This is a genomic window from Luteimonas marina (assembly GCF_007859325.1).
In the GTDB taxonomy this organism is placed as follows: Bacteria; Pseudomonadota; Gammaproteobacteria; order Xanthomonadales; family Xanthomonadaceae; genus Luteimonas; species Luteimonas marina.
In genome coordinates this window covers 146,473-164,335 of sequence record NZ_VOHK01000007.1, presented here as the reverse complement: position 1 = coordinate 164,335, position 17,863 = coordinate 146,473, and the positions used below count along the sequence as shown (strand labels likewise).

The following is a 17,863-nucleotide window of genomic DNA, read 5'->3' as shown; positions in this document are numbered from 1 at the left end:
GGTCGGCGTGGCCCCGCTGGCCCGCGACAGTGGCTCGATGCGTGGAACCCGCAGCATCTGGGGAGGTCGAGCGAGTGTGCGCCAGGCGCTGTACATGGGGGCCTTGGTGGCTGTGCGCTTCAACCCGCACATGCGCACGTTCTACCAACGCCTGCGTGCGCAGGGCAAGGTCGCCAAGGTGGCTCTGGTCGCGGCCATGCGCAAGCTGCTGGTCATCCTGAACGCCAAAATGCGCGATCAGATGGCGGCTGCCGCCGCCACCTGATCAAGACAGTTGCTCGCTGCGCTCGGGATGACAGGCATCAAGAACCGGCTGGCGTGGCCCCGGATTCAATCCGTGGCCACTCCGGCGATGCGCGACGAATGGCTGCGCCGTGGCTCCCGGCTTGCGCCGGATGACGGGTCGGAGGCTGTGGACGGCGGTTCTACTTCACGCCCAGCTGGTCGAGCATGAACGCGAACATCTCCGACTGCTCGCGGTAGCGGCGGAAACGTCCCGACTTGCCGCCGTGCCCGGCCTCCATGTTGGTGCGGAGCACGAGCGGGCCCTTGCCGGTGTCGACGTCGCGCAGGCGCGCCACGTACTTCGCCGGCTCCCAGTACTGCACCTGCGAGTCCCACAGCCCGGTGCCGACGAACATCGCCGGATAGGCCTGCGGCTTGAGGTTGTCGTAGGGCGAGTACTGCACGATGTAGTCGTAGTACTGCTTCTCTTCCGGATTGCCCCATTCGTCGTATTCGTTGGTGGTCAGCGGGATGCTCGGATCGAGCATCGTCGTCACCACGTCGACGAAGGGCACCTGCGACAGGATCACCCGGTAGCGGTCCGGCGCCATGTTCGAAACCGCGCCCATCAGCAAGCCGCCCGCGCTGCCGCCGTACGCGGCGACGCGATCCTTCGCCGCATAGCCTTCCTTCACGAGGAAATCGGTGACGTCGATGAAGTCGGTGAAGGTGTTGATCTTGTTGAGCAGCTTGCCGTCGTCGTACCAGCGCCGGCCCATCTCCTGGCCGCCGCGGATGTGCGCCAGCGCGTAGACCATGCCGCGGTCGAGCAGACTGACCGTGGTCACGCTGAAGCCGGGATCCATCGACATGCCGTAGCTGCCGTAGGCGTACTGCAGCATCGCCGCGGCGCCGTTCTTTTCGAAACCCTTGCGGTAGACCAGCGACACCGGGATCCTCTCGCCGTCGCGCGCGGTCGCCCAGACCCGCTCGGTCACGTACTGCGTAGGGTCGTAGCCGATCACCGGCTGCCGCTTGAGCAGCCTGCGCTCGCCGGTGGCGGTGTCGAGCTCGTAGGTCGTGGCCGGCGTGGTCAGCGAAGTGTAGGTGTAGCGCAGCTTCGTCGTGTCGTGCTCGGTATTGGTCGAGATGCCCATCGAGTACGCGGGCTCGTCGGCCTTCACGTATTCATCCTTGCCGTCCTTGCGCAGGATGCGCACGCGCTCGAGCGCGTCGGAGCGTTGGGCGAGCGCGATGAAGCCGTCGAAGACCTCGAAGTTTTCGAGGAACACGTCCTCGTCGTGCGCCACGATGTCCTTCCAGTCCTTGCGCGAGGTCGATCCGGCCGGCGCCTCGACCAGCTTGAAGTTCTTCGCGCCGTCGGCGTTGGTGAGGATGATCCAGCGGTCGCCGAGATGGTCGGCGCTGTACTCGAGGTCGCGCTCGCGCTTGGCGAGGACCGTGAATTCGGACGGATCGGCTGCCGGCGCGTAGCGCAGCTCGTCGGACACCGTGCTGCTGACCGCGATCACGAGGTAGCGGTCGTCGCGGGTCCGATCCACGCCCATGTAGAAACTGTCGTCCTCCTCCTCGTAGACGACCGCGTCTTCCTTCGGATCGGTGCCGATCACGTGGCGCTTCACGCGCTTGGTCAGCAACGTTTCCGGATCGTTCTCGACGTAGAAAACGGTGCGGTTGTCGTCGGCGAACACCAGGTCGCCCGAGGTGCCGCGGATCTCCTCCGGATACACCTTGCCGGTCGCGAGGTCGCGGAAGCGGAAGGTGTACTGCCGACGGCCGTTGGTGTCGTCGGCCCAGGCCAGCAGATTGTTGTCCTGGCTGACCTCGTAGGCGCCGACCGAGTAGTAGTCCTTGCCCTCGGCCAGCGCGTTGACGTCGAGCAGGACCTCCTCGCCGGCAAAATCGCCGCGCTCGTTGGCCTGCTGGATCGACAGCGCATCGACGCCCGGGCCGTCCTTGCGGCGGGCGTGGATCGGATAGTCCTTGCCGGCCTCGAACCGCGCGTAATACCACCAGCCGCGCTCGCGCGCCGGGATCGAGCTGTCGTCCTGCTTGATGCGGCCGACGATCTCGTCGTACAGCTTGTCCTCGATCGGCTTGAGCGGCGCCATCACCTGGCTGGCATAGGCGTTCTCGGCCTCGAGGTAGGCGAGCATCGCCTTGTCCTCGCGCTTGTCGTCGCGCAGCCAGTAGTACTCGTCGTTGCGCTGCGCGCCGTGCGGCGCCTTCACCACGTGGGGACGCTTTTCGGCGTCGGGCGGGGTGGCGTCGGCGGCAATGCTGGTCGTGGCGGGAAGCGTCATCAGGATCGTGGTCGCAAGGAGAATGGCGGCTTTCATCGGGAATTCCGGCGAAAAATGAGGATATCGACTGCGCCCCGGCATGATCCGGGGCGCGGGGCCGGGGTCACTTCCGGGCCAGCTGCTGCCACAGGAAGGTGAGGTACAGCGCGTCCATGTGCGCGGCCTGCCGGTTGTCCGCCGCGCCGCCGTGGCCGCCCTCGATGTTCTCGTAGTAGCGCACGTCCTTGCCGGCCTCGGACATCTTCGCGAACATCTTGCGAGCGTGGCCCGGATGCACGCGGTCGTCGCGGGTGGAGGTCAGCAGGATCGTCGCCGGGTAGTCCTTCGCCGGATCGAACAGGTGGTAGGGCGAGAACGTCTTGATAAATTCCCATTCTTCCGGCTTGTCCGGATCGCCGTACTCGGCCATCCACGAGGCGCCGGCCAGCAGCTTGTTGTAGCGCTGCATGTCGAGCAGCGGCACCTGGATCACCACCGCGCCGAACAGTTCCGGGTATTGGGTCAGCATGTTGCCGGTAAGCAGGCCACCGTTGCTGCCGCCGCGGATGCCCAGGTGCGCCGGCGAAGTGACCTTGCGCGCGACCAGGTCCTGCGCGACCGCGGCGAAATCCTCGTAGGCCTTGTGGCGGTTGGCCTTGAGCGCCGCCTGGTGCCAGCGCGGGCCGTATTCGCCGCCGCCGCGGATGTTGGCGACCGCGTAGGTGCCGCCCTTCTCCAGCCAGCCCTTGCCGACGCCGCCCGAATAGCCCGGCGTGAGCGAGATCTCGAAGCCGCCGTAGCCGTAGAGCAGGGTCGGGTTGCCGCCGTCGTAGGCGAGGTCCTTCGGGCGGACGAGGAAGTAGGGCACGCGGGTCCCGTCCTTCGATGTCGCGAAATGCTGCTCGACCACGTGCTTCGAGGCATCGAAGAAGGACGGCTGGGTCTTGAGCGTTTCCGGCTGGTTCGCGCCCTCCCCCGCGTCGCCCAGCATCAGCGTGGTCGGCGTCAGGTAATCGGTCACGGTCAGCCACAGCGCGTCGGACTCGTCGCTGTCCACGGCGCCGGCGCCGATCGTGCCGAATTCCGGCACGCCCTCGAGCGGCCGGCGCGCCCAGCCGTCCGCGCCCGGTGTCAGCACGAACAGGCGGTTCTTGACGTCATCGAGCACGTTGATGACAAGATGATTCTTCGTCCAGGACGAGCCGGCCAGCGACGTCGTGTCGGTGGGCTCGAACAGCACCTCGAAGTCGCGCTTGCCGGCCATGAAATCGTCGAACTTCGCAACCAGCAACGAACCCGCCGCGTAGGTCTTGCCGCCCGTCGTCCACGGCTCGCGCAGTTCGAGGCCGATCCATTCGCGCTGCACCGACTTGTTCGCCGAGTTCGGCGCGTCGATCTTGGCCAGCGAGCCATCGGCGTTGCGCAGGTAAAGCTCGTCGTTGTAGAAGGCCAGCGTACGGCTGACGAAATCGCGCTCGAAGCCCGGCGTATGGTCGTGGCCGGCGGCGATGTACATGTCGTCCGGCTTGCCCTCGTACACGACCGCGGCCGAGGCCAGCGGCGTGCCGCGCTTCCATTCCTTGACGATGCGCGGGTAGCCGGAGCTGGTCAGCGAGCCCTCGCCGAAATCGGTATAAACGTAGACCGTATCGCGGTCGATCCACGACAGCGCGCCCTTGGCCTCGTCGCGGAAGAAGCCATCCTCGACCCACGACTTCGCCGCCAGGTCGAACTCGCGGGTGACGTCGGCGTCGGCGCCACCGCGCGACAGCGCGACCAGGCAGCGCGCGTAATCGGGGCGCAGGCAGTTCGCGCCATGCCACACCCAGTTCTCGCCCTCGGCCTTGTTCAATGCGTCGAGGTCGATCAACACGTCCCATTGCGGCTTGGGCTTGCGGTACTCGTCCAGCGTCGTGCGCCGCCACAATCCGCGCGGATTCTGTTTGTCGCGCCAGAAGTTGTAGTACCACTCGCCCTGCTTGTAGACGCCGGGGATCTTGTCGTCGGAGTCGTAGATCGCGAGCAGGTCCGCCTCCAGCCGCTTGAACTCGGGCGTACTCGCGAGTTCGGCCTCGGCCTTCGCGTTCTGCGCCTTGACCCATTCCAGCGCCTTCGGATCCTCGACGCCTTCCAGCCACTGGTTCGGATCGGTCACCGCCACCTCCTCGTTCGCATGCGCCGGACCGACCGACAGGCCTATCGCGAGCGCGAGCGCCGCGGACACAGGGATCAGCTTCGTCATGATGGATGCCCCCTCCGGAAAAAGTTGTCGAACGCTACCACAGGCGAGTCCGGGAGCCGCAGTGCCGAAAGTCGGCCGGGCTCGTCATCCCGGCGAAAGCCGGGATCCATTTTGCTGTTGCTGTTCCTGTCGCACGTCAGAAACGAAAGTCAAAATGGATCCCGGCTTTCGCCGGGATGACGGGCAAAAAAATGTCGCACAAAGAAAAACCCCCAGCCGCTCGGCTGGGGGTTTTGGGTAAAGACCCTGGCGATGACCTACTCTCGCATGCGGATGCACACTACCATCGGCGCGTAAGCGTTTCACTTCCGAGTTCGGAATGGGATCGGGTGGTTCCACTCAGCTATTGTCACCAGGGAGACCGTGGAGGGTCGCCGGCTTCACGGGGAAGCAGCGCTCACGCTCTCATTGGGTAGGGAAGTAGCGAATCGTATTGGTCCGAACGTCCGCGACGCATCGCAGAGTCCAAGGCCACTTGAGGTTATATGGTCAAGCCGCACGGATCATTAGTACTGGTTAGCTCAACGCATTACTGCGCTTACACACCCAGCCTATCAACCACCTGGTCTTGATGGTTCCTTTAGGGGGCTTGTGCCCCGGGAGATCTCATCTTGAGGCGCGCTTCCCGCTTAGATGCTTTCAGCGGTTATCGCTTCCGAACATAGCTACCCGGCAGTGCCATTGGCATGACAACCGGAACACCAGAGGTTCGTCCACTCCGGTCCTCTCGTACTAGGAGCAGCCCCTCTCAAATCTCCAACGCCCATGGCAGATAGGGACCGAACTGTCTCACGACGTTCTGAACCCAGCTCGCGTACCACTTTAAATGGCGAACAGCCATACCCTTGGGACCGACTACAGCCCCAGGATGTGATGAGCCGACATCGAGGTGCCAAACACCGCCGTCGCTATGGACGCTTGGGCGGTATCAGCCTGTTATCCCCGGAGTACCTTTTATCCGTTGAGCGATGGCCCTTCCATTCAGAACCACCGGATCACTAAGTCCTACTTTCGTACCTGCTTGATCCGTCGATCTTGCAGTCAAGCACGCTTATGCCTTTGCACACAGTGCGCGATGTCCGACCGCGCTGAGCGTACCTTCGAGCTCCTCCGTTACTCTTTGGGAGGAGACCGCCCCAGTCAAACTACCCACCATACACGGTCCCCGACCCGGATTACGGGCCCAGGTTAGAACGTCAAGCACGACAGGGTGGTATTTCAAGGATGGCTCCACCTCAGCTAGCGCCAAGGTTTCACAGCCTCCCACCTATCCTACACAGACGAACTCAACGTTCAGTGTAAAGCTATAGTAAAGGTTCACGGGGTCTTTCCGTCTTGCCACGGGAACGCTGCATCTTCACAGCGATTTCAATTTCACTGAGTCTCGGGTGGAGACAGCGCCGCTGTCGTTACGCCATTCGTGCAGGTCGGAACTTACCCGACAAGGAATTTCGCTACCTTAGGACCGTTATAGTTACGGCCGCCGTTTACCGGGGCTTCGATCAAGAGCTTCGCCTTGCGGCTGACCCCATCAATTAACCTTCCGGCACCGGGCAGGCGTCACACCCTATACGTCCACTTTCGTGTTTGCAGAGTGCTGTGTTTTTGATAAACAGTCGCAGCGGCCTGGTCACTTCGGCCTCCCCCAGCTATTCACCAGAAGAGGCGCACCTTCTCCCGAAGTTACGGTGCTATTTTGCCTAGTTCCTTCACCCGAGTTCTCTCAAGCGCCTGAGAATTCTCATCCTACCCACCTGTGTCGGTTTACGGTACGGTCTGCGTAAGCTGAAGCTTAGGAGCTTTTCCTGGAAGCGTGATATCAGCAGCTTCGCCCTAATGGGCTCGTCCTTAGTCTCAACGTTGCGCCCCCGGATTTGCCTAAGGGCACCGCCTCAACTCTCTCACCGGGACAACCAACGCCCGGCCTGCCTAACCTTCTCCGTCCCTCCATCGCACTTACGCGAGGTGCTGGAATATTAACCAGCTTCCCATCGACTACGCATTTCTGCCTCGCCTTAGGGGCCGACTCACCCTGCGCCGATTAACGTTGCGCAAGGAAACCTTGGGCTTTCGGCGTGCGGGCTTTTCACCCGCATTATCGTTACTCATGTCAGCATTCGCACTTCCGATACCTCCAGCAGACTTCTCAATCCACCTTCGCAGGCTTACGGAACGCTCCTCTACCGCGCATCACGAAGTGATGCACCCCAAGCTTCGGTTCTGTGCTTAGCCCCGTTAAATCTTCCGCGCAGACCGACTCGACCAGTGAGCTATTACGCTTTCTTTAAAGGGTGGCTGCTTCTAAGCCAACCTCCTGGCTGTCTGTGCCTTTCCACATCGTTTCCCACTTAGCACAAAATTTGGGACCTTAGCTGTGGGTCTGGGTTGTTTCCCTTTTCACGACGGACGTTAGCACCCGCCGTGTGTCTCCCATGCAGTCCGTCTCGGTATTCGGAGTTTGCAATGGTTTGGTAAGTCGCAATGACCCCCTAGCCATGACAGTGCTCTACCCCCGAGAGGATTCACATGAGGCGCTACCTAAATAGCTTTCGAGGAGAACCAGCTATCTCCGGGTTCGATTAGCTTTTCACTCCTAATCACACCTCATCCCCTACCTTTGCAACGGGAGTGGGTTCGGGCCTCCAGTACCTGTTACGGTACCTTCACCCTGGGCATGACTAGATCACCCGGTTTCGGGTCTATTGCCTGCGACTATGCGCCCTTATCAGACTCGGTTTCCCTTCGCCTCCCCTATACGGTTAAGCTCGCCACAGACAATAAGTCGCTGACCCATTATACAAAAGGTACGCAGTCACCCCGAAGGGCTCCTACTGCTTGTACGCACACGGTTTCAGGATCTATTTCACTCCCTTCACCAGGGTTCTTTTCGCCTTTCCCTCACGGTACTGGTTCACTATCGGTCGGTCAGGAGTATTTAGCCTTGGAGGATGGTCCCCCCATGTTCAGACAGGGTTTCTCGTGCCCCGCCCTACTCAATTTCATCGAAATGGCCCTTTCGCATACAGGGCTGTCACCTTCTATGGCAGGCCTTTCCAGGCCTTTTTGCTAGAGCCAAATCGACTTTTGGGCTAGTCCCCGTTCGCTCGTCACTACTAAGGGAATCTCGGTTGATTTCTTTTCCTACGGTTACTTAGATATTTCAGTTCACCGCGTTCGCCTCGAGCAGCTATGTATTCACTGCACGATACTCCTTGCGGAGTGGGTTTCCCCATTCGGACATTGCCGGATCAAAGCTTGTTGCCAGCTCCCCGACACTTTTCGCAGGCTACCACGTCCTTCATCGCCTCTGACCGCCAAGGCATCCACCGTGTGCGCTTATTCGCTTGACCATATAACCCCAAGTCGCCTCGGGGTTGCAGTGCCCGTGGTTACAAGCCACGGACGCGAATATTGCAACGACTCAAATATAAGGAATCTTTCGATTCCCGCCTTAGCCTCATACGACACGTTTTGGACAATTCATCCCAAACGCTCGCTACTTCCCTATTTTTCAAAGAACGCGACACCGGCTTCAAGGCCAGGTCGCTTCAATCTGTATGTGTGCGCTGCAATCCATCACGAAGCTGGTGGAGCCTGTCGGGATCGAACCGACGACCCCCTGCTTGCAAAGCAGGTGCTCTCCCAGCTGAGCTAAGGCCCCAAGTGGTGGGTCTGGGAGGACTCGAACCACCGGCCTCACCCTTATCAGGGGTGCGCTCTAACCACCTGAGCTACAGACCCAGTCTGTCTTGTGCGGATTGTGCAGGTTACTTGTGCGGACGTCTGACAGGCAATTAGCTGTCTTTAGTCTCAAAAGGAGGTGATCCAGCCGCACCTTCCGATACGGCTACCTTGTTACGACTTCACCCCAGTCATCGGCCACACCGTGGCAAGCGCCCTCCTTGCGGTTAGGCTACCTGCTTCTGGTGCAACAAACTCCCATGGTGTGACGGGCGGTGTGTACAAGGCCCGGGAACGTATTCACCGCAGCAATGCTGATCTGCGATTACTAGCGATTCCGACTTCACGGAGTCGAGTTGCAGACTCCGATCCGGACTGAGAGAAGGTTTCTGGGATTGGCTTGCCCTCGCGGGTTTGCAGCCCTCTGTCCTTCCCATTGTAGTACGTGTGTAGCCCTGGCCGTAAGGGCCATGATGACTTGACGTCATCCCCACCTTCCTCCGGTTTGTCACCGGCGGTCTCCTTAGAGTTCCCACCATTACGTGCTGGCAACTAAGGACAAGGGTTGCGCTCGTTGCGGGACTTAACCCAACATCTCACGACACGAGCTGACGACAGCCATGCAGCACCTGTCTCACGGTTCCCGAAGGCACCAATCCATCTCTGGAAAGTTCCGTGGATGTCAAGGCCAGGTAAGGTTCTGCGCGTTGCATCGAATTAAACCACATACTCCACCGCTTGTGCGGGCCCCCGTCAATTCCTTTGAGTTTCAGTCTTGCGACCGTACTCCCCAGGCGGCGAACTTAACGCGTTAGCTTCGATACTGAGTTCCTAGTTGAACCCAACATCCAGTTCGCATCGTTTAGGGCGTGGACTACCAGGGTATCTAATCCTGTTTGCTCCCCACGCTTTCGTGCCTCAGTGTCAGTACTGGTCCAGGTAGTCGCCTTCGCCACGGATGTTCCTCCTGATCTCTACGCATTTCACTGCTACACCAGGAATTCCACTACCCTCTACCGTACTCTAGCCCGCCAGTATCCAATGCAATTCCCAGGTTGAGCCCAGGGCTTTCACATCAGACTTAACGAACCACCTACGCACGCTTTACGCCCAGTAATTCCGAGTAACGCTTGCACCCTTCGTATTACCGCGGCTGCTGGCACGAAGTTAGCCGGTGCTTATTCTTTGGGTACCGTCATTCTCTCCGGGTATTAATCGGAAAGTTTTCTTTCCCAACAAAAGGGCTTTACAACCCGAAGGCCTTCTTCACCCACGCGGCATGGCTGGATCAGGCTTGCGCCCATTGTCCAATATTCCCCACTGCTGCCTCCCGTAGGAGTCTGGACCGTGTCTCAGTTCCAGTGTGGCTGATCATCCTCTCAGACCAGCTACCGATCGTCGCCTTGGTGGGCCATTACCCCGCCAACTAGCTAATCGGACATCGGCTCATCTATCCGCGCGAGGTCTTGCGATCCCCCGCTTTCACCCGTAGGTCGTATGCGGTATTAGCGTAAGTTTCCCTACGTTATCCCCCACGTATAGGCAGATTCCGATGTATTCCTCACCCGTCCGCCACTCGCCACCCAGGGAGCAAGCTCCCCTGTGCTGCCGTTCGACTTGCATGTGTTAGGCCTGCCGCCAGCGTTCACTCTGAGCCAGGATCAAACTCTTCACTTAAATTTTTCGGACCCGAAGGTCCTAATAGCTTGAGTGCAGTCGTCGTCCCGAGCTCCAAATTACTCGCTTGCATTTCTGCATTTGAATTGACTTGTTGCTCTGTTACGAACGTCTGCAAGATGGACAGTCATCCACCGGCCAGACGCCCGCACAAGTCACCTGCGCACACTGTCAAAGATCGTTGGAAACAGGCCTCAGCGCCTCGCTTCCGTACCCGTTGGCGTTTTGCCTCAGGGAGCCGCCCATGATAGCGCGGTTTTTACTTTCGTCAACACCTCGTGACGAGGTTTTTGACCTTCCCTTCAGCTTGCCGCCCGGAGGCGTTTCGTCGAGGGGAGCCGCACATTCTAGCCCGTTTTTTCCGTCCGTCAACACCCTGTTCGGGGGATTTTTCGGGTCCGGAAGGGCCTGGTTCGTTGCCGTTCCGGGCCCCGGCCGATGCGGGGCGCGCATTCTGCACGTTCGCCGCCGGTTTGCCTAGCCCCCTTCCCCTTCCGGCCGTCTTGACTCCCCGTTCCGGCTGGCCGATGTTGCCCGTTACCGACTTTTCCGGAGCCCCCAATGCGATTGTTTCCGCGCGTCGCCGCCATCGCCCTGCTCGTCTCGTCGACCGGCTGCGCCAGCGCCGACGCGCCGTGGGTGGAACTGGGCGGAAAGCGGTACGTGGTGGAGGTTGCCGACGACGATGCCGAGCGCGCGCGCGGGCTGATGTTCCGCAACGAGCTGCCCCGGGGACACGGCATGCTGTTCATCCACGATCGCGAGGAGCCGCAGGCGTACTGGATGAAGAACACGCGCATCGCGCTCGACATCCTCTATTTCGACGATGCGCTGACGCTGGTTTCGCAGCAGCGCGACGTGCCGCCGTGTTCGGCCGGCAACGCCTGTCCTTCGTATCCGAGCAATGTGCCCGCGCGCTACGTGCTGGAGCTCAACGCGGGCGAGGCGGCGCGGCTGCAGCTGTCCGACGGCGCGCCCCTGCGACTCGCACCGGCCCTGCAGGATGCGCCTTGAACCACACCTGCACAAGCCTTGCGCGGGCGACGGGTGCGGCGCAGTCTTGCCGTCATGGATGTGATCGATCCGCTGCCTGACTGGCGTGCGCTCGCGGCGCTCGACGACGAGGCCCTGCCGCTGCTCGGCGTCGCCCTGCTGATCGCGCGCGACGAGTATCCCGACCTCGATCCGCGCCGCTACGCGCTGCAGGTGCAGGGCCACGCCGCGCACCTGCGCGACGCGCTGGACCGGGAGTCGCACCTCGCGCTGAAGATGCGCGCGATCAATCGCTACCTGTTCGAGGAAGTCGGCTACGCCGGCAACCACGACGAGTACTACGACCCGCGCAACAGCTACCTCAACGAAGTGTTCGAACGGCGCCTGGGCAATCCGCTCTCGCTGGCGCTGGTGCAGATGGCGGTGGCGCGCGAGGTGGGGCTGCCGCTGGACGGGGTGTCCTTCCCCGGCCACTTCCTCGTGCGCCTGCCGGTGGACGACGGCATGCTGGTGATGGATCCGTTCAACCGCGGGCGTCCGCTCGATGTCGACGAACTGCGCCAGCGCGCGCGTGCGCACATGGGCGGCGATGCGCCCGACGACGACGCGCTGTCGCAGATCCTGCATCCCGCATCGAACCGCGCGATCCTGGTGCGCGTGCTGCGCAACCTGCACGGCGTCTACCAGGAGCGCGGCGACTGGGAGCGCGCGACGCGCAGCGCGGACCGCGTGCTCAGCCTGGCACCCGACAACCCCGAGGCCCTGCGCGACCGCGGCATCGGCTACCTCGAACTCGGGCACCTCGCCGGCGCGCGGGAGGACCTGCGCCAGTACCTGCTGCGCCATCCGAAGGCCGAGGATGCGGCGGCGGTCCGGCTGCGGCTGATCGAAGCGGGGCTGGGGCCGGCGCGGCTGCACTGATCCCGTTCGCGATCAAGGCAGGGTGCAGGAGCGGCTTCAGCCGCGATCCAACGCGTTCGGCGGGTCGCGGCTGAAGCCGCTCCTACGGCATTCCGTGTGCCTGAGGCATGGGGCGGCGCGGTACGGGTCGGGCGCGGCCGCTACAGCGTCAGCATCTCGAAGTCGTCCTTGGTGACGCCGCAGTCCGGGCAGGTCCAGGTCTCCGGGACGTCCTCCCAGCGCGTGCCGGGCGGGATGCCGTCGTCGGGCAGGCCCGCGGCTTCGTCGTAGATGAAGCCGCAGACGACGCACATCCAGCTGCGGTAGGCGGTGTCATTCATCGGATAATGGCGCGCACGCGTCAGGAGAGTCCATTACATTGTCCCATTCAACGCGCCCGCTTGAAACCGAGACCGCGCCGCCGTCGCGCGCGCGCGGCCTGTATCCGGTCACGCCCGACCTCGCGGATACCGGCCTGCTGCTGGCGAAGGTGGCGCAGGTGCTGCCCCATGCCACCTGGCTGCAGTACCGGAACAAGGCCGCGGACCCCAGGCTGCGGCGCGTCCAGATCGAGGCGCTGCTGCCCGCATGCAGGATGCACGGCGTGCCGCTGATCGTGAACGACGACTGGCGGCTGGCACTGGACTGCGGCGCGGACGGTGCTCACCTGGGCGAGGACGACGGCGACGTTCGCGAAGCCCGCACGGCGCTGGGCGCGGCGGCGATCATCGGCGCGTCGTGCTACGACTCGCTCGAGCGCGCGCGGCGCGCGACCGCGGCCGGCGCGAGCTACGTCGCCTTCGGCGCGTTCTTCCCCACGACCACGAAGCTCACGACGCGACGCGCCGGCGTCGCGCTGCTGCGGGACTCGGCCGGCCTGGGCGTGCCGCGGGTGGCGATCGGGGGGATCACGCCCGACAATGCGTCGTCGCTGGTCGAGGCCGGCGCCGATCTGCTGGCGGTGGTCGGAGGCGTGTTCGATGCGCCCGACTCCGCCGCCGCGGCACGCGCCTATCTGGCGTGTTTCCCCCACCCCAACCCTCCCCCGCAAGCGGGCGAGGGAGCATCCAGGTTTTCCGCATGAACCACGACACGTCCCACGCCCTGTTCGAACGCGCCCGCGCGCTGCTGCCCGGCGGCGTCAATTCGCCGGTGCGCGCCTTCAAGTCGGTGGGCGGGGAACCGTTCTTCGTCGCGCGCGCGGACGGCGCGTACCTGCATGACGTCGACGGCAACCGCTACGTCGACTACGTCGGCTCCTGGGGGCCGATGATCGTCGGCCACAACCATCCGAAGGTGCGCAACGCGGTGCAGGACGCCATCGGCAACGGCCTGTCGTACGGCGCGCCCTGCCCGGCGGAAGTGACGATGGCCGAGACGATCGCGCGGCTGGTGCCCTCGTGCGAAATGGTGCGCATGGTCAACTCCGGCACCGAGGCGACGCTGTCGGCGATCCGGCTGGCGCGCGGCGCGACCGGGCGGGCGAAGATCGTGAAGTTCGAGGGCTGCTACCACGGCCACGGCGATTCGTTCCTGGTCAAGGCCGGCAGCGGCGCGCTAACCTTCGGCGTGCCCACGTCGCCGGGCGTGCCCAAGGCGCTGGCCGACCTGACGCTGACCCTGCCCTACAACGATTTCGATGCCGCGACCGCACTGTTCGACGAAGCCGGCGCCGACATCGCCGGCCTGATCATCGAGCCGGTGGTCGGCAACGCCAACTGCCTGCCGCCGCGGGAAGGCTATCTGCAGCATCTGCGCGCGCTGTGCACCAGGCACGGCGCGCTGCTGATCTTCGACGAGGTGATGACCGGCTTCCGCGTCGCGCTCGGCGGCGCGCAGGCGCGCTACGGCGTGGCGCCGGACATCAGCACCTTCGGCAAGATCATCGGCGGCGGCATGCCGGTGGGCGCCTACGGCGGCCGCCGCGAGCTGATGCAGCAGATCGCACCCGCGGGACCGATCTACCAGGCCGGCACGCTGAGCGGCAACCCGGTGGCGATGGCGGCCGGGCTGGCGATGCTGGAGCTGATTTCGGCGCCGGGCTTCCATGACCGGCTGGAGGCGACGACGCACGCGCTGTGCGACGGTCTCGAAGCCGCCGCGCGCGACGCGGGCGTGCCGTTCACGACGACGCGCGTCGGCGCGATGTTCGGGATATTCTTCACAGATGCGCCAACGGTCGACACCTACGCCCAGGCCGTCGTCTGCGACACCGCCGCGTTCAACCGCTTCTTCCACGCGATGCTCGATCGCGGGGTGTTCCTCGCGCCGTCGGCGTTCGAGGCCGGTTTCGTGTCGGCCGCGCACGACGACGCGGTCGTCGCGGCCACCCTCGCCGCGGCGCGGGACGCGTTCGGGGTGGTCGCCGCGGGGTGAAGCCACGCATCCGCCAGCTGCTGTTCGATTTCGACGAGGTGCTGGCGCGCTACCACCATGAAAAGCGCATCGCGCACCTTGCCGCGTTCGCCGGCTGCGGGCACGAGCGCGTGCGCGAGGTGTTGTTCACGTCGGGGCTGGAAACCGAATACGACGGCGGCGCGATCGAGACCGCCGCCTACCTCGGCCGGCTGGGCGACGGCATCGGCAGGACCGTCGACGAGGAGGCGTGGATCGCCTCGCGCCTGGCCGGGAGCATCGCCGATGCGGCGATGCTCGCGCGCGTGGCGGCGCTGGACGAGTCGCTGGCGCTGGGCGTGCTGACCAACAACGGCGCGCTGATGGCGCGGGCGATCGCGCGCATCGTCGAACCGATTTTCCATCGGCTGGACGGACGCGTGCTGTGCAGCGGCGCGCTGCGGATGCGCAAGCCGGATCCGGCCGTCTTCGGGCGCGCGCTCGAGCTGCTTGGCTGGGACGCGGCGAGCACGCTATTCGTCGACGACTCGTTCGCCAACGTGCAGTCGGCGCGGAAGACGGGGCTGCACGCCGAGACCGTGGTCGACGCGCGATCGTTCGGACGGGTACTGAAGCGATACGGGCTGGCCTGACGACCTGCCCGTCGTCGGCGCGTGACGCGCAGGACCGAATCGCCGCGGCCCGGCCGCAACGACGACCTCGTCCATTGAACGTCCCGGGACGCCGCGCCGGGCTGCGGAGGCCGGGTCGACGCACGGCAGCCGCACCCTGCCGTCGCCATCCTCGCACGATCCGCATCCGCGGCCGGCGTCAGGCCCTGGCCAGCGCCTGCCGGAGCCGTTCAAGCCCCTCGGAGACTTCCGCGTCGCTGATGTTGAGCGGCGGCACGAAGCGCAGCACGTCCGGGCCGGCCTGCAGCAGCAGCAGGCCGTTCTCCGCCGCGAGGTCGAGCAGTTCGCCGACGCGGCCGGCGTGTTCGGGCTTGAGCACGGCGCCGAGCATCAAGCCGCGGCCGCGCACTCCGGAGAACAGGTCGAGGTTGCCGTCGAGCGCGTCGAGGCCGGCGCGCAGCGCCGCCGCCTGCCGCGTCACGTTGGCCATGGTCTCGGACGAGGCCAGCTTGCGCAGCGCGACGCGCGCCACCGCCGCCGCCAGCGGGTTGCCGCCGAAGGTGGTGCCGTGGTCGCCGAACTGCATCGCCTCGGCGACCTTCGGCCCGGCGAGCAGGGCGCCGATCGGGAAGCCCCCGCCCAGCGCCTTGGCCAGGGTCACGATGTCCGGCGTGACCTGGTCCTGCCAGTGCGCGAACAGGGTGCCGGTGCGCCCCATCCCGCTCTGGATCTCGTCCAGCGCCAGCAGCGCGCCGTGGTGGTCGCACAGTTCGCGCACGCTGCGCAGGAAGCCGGGCTCGGCCGGCATCACCCCGCCCTCGCCCTGCACCGGCTCGACCAGGACCGCGGCGACGTCACCGCAGGCCATCGCGATCTCCAGCGCGGTCGCATCGTTGAAATCGACGTAGCGGAAGCCGCCGGGCAGCGGCTCGTAGCCGGCCTGGTACTTCGGCTGCGCGGTCGCGGTGACCGCGGCCAGGGTGCGGCCATGGAAGCTGCCGCGGAAGGTGACGATCACGCGACGCGAGGGTTCGCGCCCCTGCGCGGTGGCCCACTTGCGGATCAGCTTGATCGCGGCTTCGTTGGCCTCGGCTCCCGAATTGCACAGGAACACGCGCGAGGCGAAGCGCGAGGCGGCGGCCAGCTCCTCCGCCAGCCGCAGCGGCGGCTCGCTGTAGAAGACATTGCTGGTGTGCCACAGCTTCCCCGCCTGCTCCGCCAGCGCGGCGACGAGGTCCGGATCGCCGTGGCCAAGGCCGCAGACCGCGATCCCGGCGGAGAAGTCGATGTACTCGCGCCCGTCGCGGTCCCACAGCCGCGCACCCTGTCCGCGTTCGAGGATCACCTGGCGCGGCCGGTAGACCGGCAGGTAGCGCTGCTGGCCGAGGGCGACGAGGTCGGCGGTGGTGCTGGGCTGGGTCATGCGCGTGACCGATGGCGTGGCAGAGGTCGGCATTGTGCCGCGTCCGGGTGCGCCGCGGGACCGTCCGCGGTCACCAGCTCCCGGTATTGGGCATCGACGCCCAGGGCTCGGCCGGCGGCAGCGCCGCGCCCTTCTGCAGCAGTTCGATTGAGATCAGGTCCGGGGTGCGCACGAAGGCCATGCGGCCGTCGCGCGGCGGGCGGTTGATGACGACGCCCAGCGACTGCAGGTGCGCGCAGAGCGCGTAGATGTCGTCGACCTCGAAGGCGAGGTGGCCGAAGTTGCGGGCGCTGCCGTAGTCCTCCGGCGGCGAGCCATCCGCGGGCGGCCAGTTGTACGTCAGCTCGACCTCGGCCTCGGGATTGGCCGGGGCGCCGAAGTAGACCAGGGTGAAGCGGCCCGCTTCGTTCTCCATGCGCCGCGTCTCGCGCAGGCCCAGGCCCTCGGTGAGGAAGCGGCTGGTGGCGTCCAGGTCGTGGACGCGGATCATCGCGTGCAGGTACTTCATCGTTTCATTTCCTTCAGGTCGATGCCTCGCCGCTTGCCGCGCAATACGGTACTGAGGTCAGTGGAAGATGCATCTTGTCATCCCGATGCCCCGCCCTTTGGGGCGTGGCTGTTTGTTTCAGTCGAGGAACAGGTCCGGCAGCAGCGGCTGCGAAGGATCGACGGCATAGCCCGACAGGTCGGAGACGCCCGCCTCGTATAGCACCTCGTCGTCGATCAGGAAGCGGCCGCTGAAGCCGGCGGCCGGGCGCGTGAGGATCGCGTGCGCGGCGTCGGCCATGATCGCGGGCGAACGGCCGTTGCCGCCGGACACGCCCGGGATCATGTTCAGCGCGTCGGTGGCGATCAGGGTGCGCGGCCACAGGCCGTTGATCGCGATGTTGCGCTCGCGGAACTCCGCGGCCAACCCGAGCGTGATGAAACTCATGCCCATCTTCGCCAGCGTGTAGCCGGTGTGCGGCGCCCACCACTTCGGGTCGAGCGACGGCGGCGGGCACAGCGTCAGGATGTGCGGATTGTCCGCCTGCAGCAGGTGCGGCAGGCAGGCCTGCGCGCACAGGAAGCTGCCGCGCGCGTTAACCTGCTGCATCAGGTCGAAACGCTTCATCGGCGTGTCCAGTGCGCCGCGCAGCCAGATCGCGCTGGCGTTGTTGACGAGGACGTCGAGGCCGCCGAAGGCGGCGACGGTCTTCGCGACCGCGTCCTTCACCTCGCCTTCCTCGCGGATGTCGCACTTGATCGCCAGCGCGCGGCCGCCGGCCTCCTCCACCGCCTTCGCCGCGGTGTGGATGGTGCCGGGCAGCTTGGGGTTCGGTACGTCGGACTTGGCGGCGATGACGACGTTGGCACCGTCGCGCGCGGCGCGCAGGGCAATGGCCAGGCCGATGCCGCGCGAGGCGCCGGTGATGAACAGGGTCTTGCCGGAGAGGGTGGTCATGGAAGCTTG

At 64.7% G+C, this 17,863-nt stretch carries 12 protein-coding genes, 2 tRNA genes and 3 rRNA genes; 6 read left to right on the top strand and 11 right to left on the bottom strand.

The window, feature by feature from the left end; translation table 11 throughout:
- A partial coding sequence (locus tag FQY83_RS15935; RefSeq protein ID WP_146388964.1) for a transposase occupies positions 1–265 on the top strand: 265 nt, incomplete at its 5' end.
- Positions 266–425: 160 nt separating this feature from the next.
- On the opposite strand, the gene FQY83_RS15930 is transcribed toward FQY83_RS15935, so the two are convergent.
- The 7 genes from FQY83_RS15930 to FQY83_RS15900 form a co-directional block, all read right to left on the bottom strand.
- A complete protein-coding gene (locus FQY83_RS15930; protein WP_146388963.1) occupies positions 426–2,585 on the bottom strand; it encodes a S9 family peptidase in 2,160 nt (719 codons plus the stop codon).
- A 67-nt stretch (positions 2,586–2,652) separates the two neighbouring features.
- Positions 2,653–4,770, bottom strand: a complete 2,118-nt coding sequence (locus FQY83_RS15925) for a prolyl oligopeptidase family serine peptidase (protein ID WP_146388962.1) — start codon at positions 4,768–4,770, stop codon at positions 2,653–2,655.
- Between the two features lie 244 nt (positions 4,771–5,014).
- Positions 5,015–5,127, bottom strand: a 5S ribosomal RNA gene (rrf, locus tag FQY83_RS15920).
- A 128-nt stretch (positions 5,128–5,255) separates the two neighbouring features.
- Positions 5,256–8,120: ribosomal RNA gene (locus FQY83_RS15915) — 23S ribosomal RNA — on the bottom strand.
- A gap of 235 nt (positions 8,121–8,355) precedes the next feature.
- Positions 8,356–8,431 (bottom strand) — tRNA-Ala (locus tag FQY83_RS15910).
- Positions 8,432–8,434: 3 nt separating this feature from the next.
- Positions 8,435–8,511, bottom strand: a tRNA-Ile gene (locus tag FQY83_RS15905).
- Positions 8,512–8,583: 72 nt separating this feature from the next.
- Positions 8,584–10,128 (bottom strand): 16S ribosomal RNA (locus tag FQY83_RS15900).
- The 16S, 23S and 5S rRNA genes sit together here with 2 tRNA genes alongside, the layout of an rRNA operon.
- Positions 10,129–10,689: 561 nt before the next feature.
- On the opposite strand from FQY83_RS15900, the gene FQY83_RS15895 reads away from it, so the two are divergent.
- Both FQY83_RS15895 and FQY83_RS15890 read left to right on the top strand, forming a co-directional pair.
- Positions 10,690–11,142 (top strand): DUF192 domain-containing protein, encoded by a 453-nt coding sequence (locus FQY83_RS15895; RefSeq protein WP_146388961.1) that lies wholly within the window; start codon positions 10,690–10,692, stop codon positions 11,140–11,142.
- Between the two features lie 54 nt (positions 11,143–11,196).
- Positions 11,197–12,042, top strand: coding sequence for a SirB1 family protein (locus tag FQY83_RS15890; RefSeq protein ID WP_146388960.1), 846 nt, complete (start codon positions 11,197–11,199; stop codon positions 12,040–12,042).
- A 140-nt stretch (positions 12,043–12,182) separates the two neighbouring features.
- Here the strand turns inward: FQY83_RS15890 and FQY83_RS15885 are convergent, their stop codons facing one another.
- Positions 12,183–12,362, bottom strand: a complete 180-nt coding sequence (locus FQY83_RS15885; protein ID WP_146388959.1) for a rubredoxin — start codon at positions 12,360–12,362, stop codon at positions 12,183–12,185.
- 38 nt (positions 12,363–12,400) lie between these two features.
- On the opposite strand from FQY83_RS15885, the gene thiE reads away from it, so the two are divergent.
- The 3 genes from thiE to FQY83_RS15870 are packed head-to-tail and all read left to right on the top strand — an operon-like array spanning position 12,401 to position 15,008.
- The gene (gene thiE / locus FQY83_RS15880; protein WP_146388958.1) at positions 12,401–13,105 is read left to right on the top strand and encodes a thiamine phosphate synthase; all 705 of its coding nucleotides are present in this window, start codon (positions 12,401–12,403) and stop codon (positions 13,103–13,105) included.
- Complete coding sequence (hemL, locus tag FQY83_RS15875; protein WP_146388957.1) at positions 13,102–14,397, top strand: glutamate-1-semialdehyde 2,1-aminomutase; 1,296 nt, start codon at positions 13,102–13,104, stop codon at positions 14,395–14,397. Before thiE ends, hemL begins: the two co-directional genes overlap by 4 nt.
- A complete protein-coding gene (locus FQY83_RS15870; protein ID WP_146388956.1) occupies positions 14,394–15,008 on the top strand; it encodes an HAD-IA family hydrolase in 615 nt (204 codons plus the stop codon). The genes hemL and FQY83_RS15870 overlap by 4 nt, the downstream gene beginning before the upstream one ends.
- Before the next feature lie 178 nt (positions 15,009–15,186).
- Here the strand turns inward: FQY83_RS15870 and FQY83_RS15865 are convergent, their stop codons facing one another.
- The 3 genes from FQY83_RS15865 to FQY83_RS15855 all read right to left on the bottom strand — a co-directional run bounded on the left by FQY83_RS15865 (position 15,187) and on the right by FQY83_RS15855 (position 17,854).
- Positions 15,187–16,410 (bottom strand): acetylornithine transaminase, encoded by a 1,224-nt coding sequence (locus tag FQY83_RS15865; RefSeq protein ID WP_146388955.1) that lies wholly within the window; start codon positions 16,408–16,410, stop codon positions 15,187–15,189.
- Between the two features lie 70 nt (positions 16,411–16,480).
- Complete coding sequence (locus FQY83_RS15860) at positions 16,481–16,918, bottom strand: VOC family protein (protein ID WP_146388954.1); 438 nt, start codon at positions 16,916–16,918, stop codon at positions 16,481–16,483.
- A gap of 117 nt (positions 16,919–17,035) precedes the next feature.
- Positions 17,036–17,854 (bottom strand): SDR family oxidoreductase, encoded by an 819-nt coding sequence (locus FQY83_RS15855; protein WP_146388953.1) that lies wholly within the window; start codon positions 17,852–17,854, stop codon positions 17,036–17,038.
- Between the last annotated feature and the right edge of the window lie 9 nt (positions 17,855–17,863).

Coding starts and splice junctions, on each gene's coding strand:
- FQY83_RS15930 (WP_146388963.1), bottom strand. CDS start 2,585: ATGAAAGCCGCCATTCTCCTTGCGACCACGATCCTGATGACGCTTCCC.
- FQY83_RS15925 (WP_146388962.1), bottom strand. CDS start 4,770: ATGACGAAGCTGATCCCTGTGTCCGCGGCGCTCGCGCTCGCGATAGGC.
- FQY83_RS15895 (WP_146388961.1), top strand. CDS start 10,690: ATGCGATTGTTTCCGCGCGTCGCCGCCATCGCCCTGCTCGTCTCGTCG.
- FQY83_RS15890 (WP_146388960.1), top strand. CDS start 11,197: ATGGATGTGATCGATCCGCTGCCTGACTGGCGTGCGCTCGCGGCGCTC.
- FQY83_RS15885 (WP_146388959.1), bottom strand. CDS start 12,362: ATGAATGACACCGCCTACCGCAGCTGGATGTGCGTCGTCTGCGGCTTC.
- hemL (WP_146388957.1), top strand. CDS start 13,102: ATGAACCACGACACGTCCCACGCCCTGTTCGAACGCGCCCGCGCGCTG.
- FQY83_RS15865 (WP_146388955.1), bottom strand. CDS start 16,410: ATGACCCAGCCCAGCACCACCGCCGACCTCGTCGCCCTCGGCCAGCAG.
- FQY83_RS15860 (WP_146388954.1), bottom strand. CDS start 16,918: ATGAAGTACCTGCACGCGATGATCCGCGTCCACGACCTGGACGCCACC.
- FQY83_RS15855 (WP_146388953.1), bottom strand. CDS start 17,854: ATGACCACCCTCTCCGGCAAGACCCTGTTCATCACCGGCGCCTCGCGC.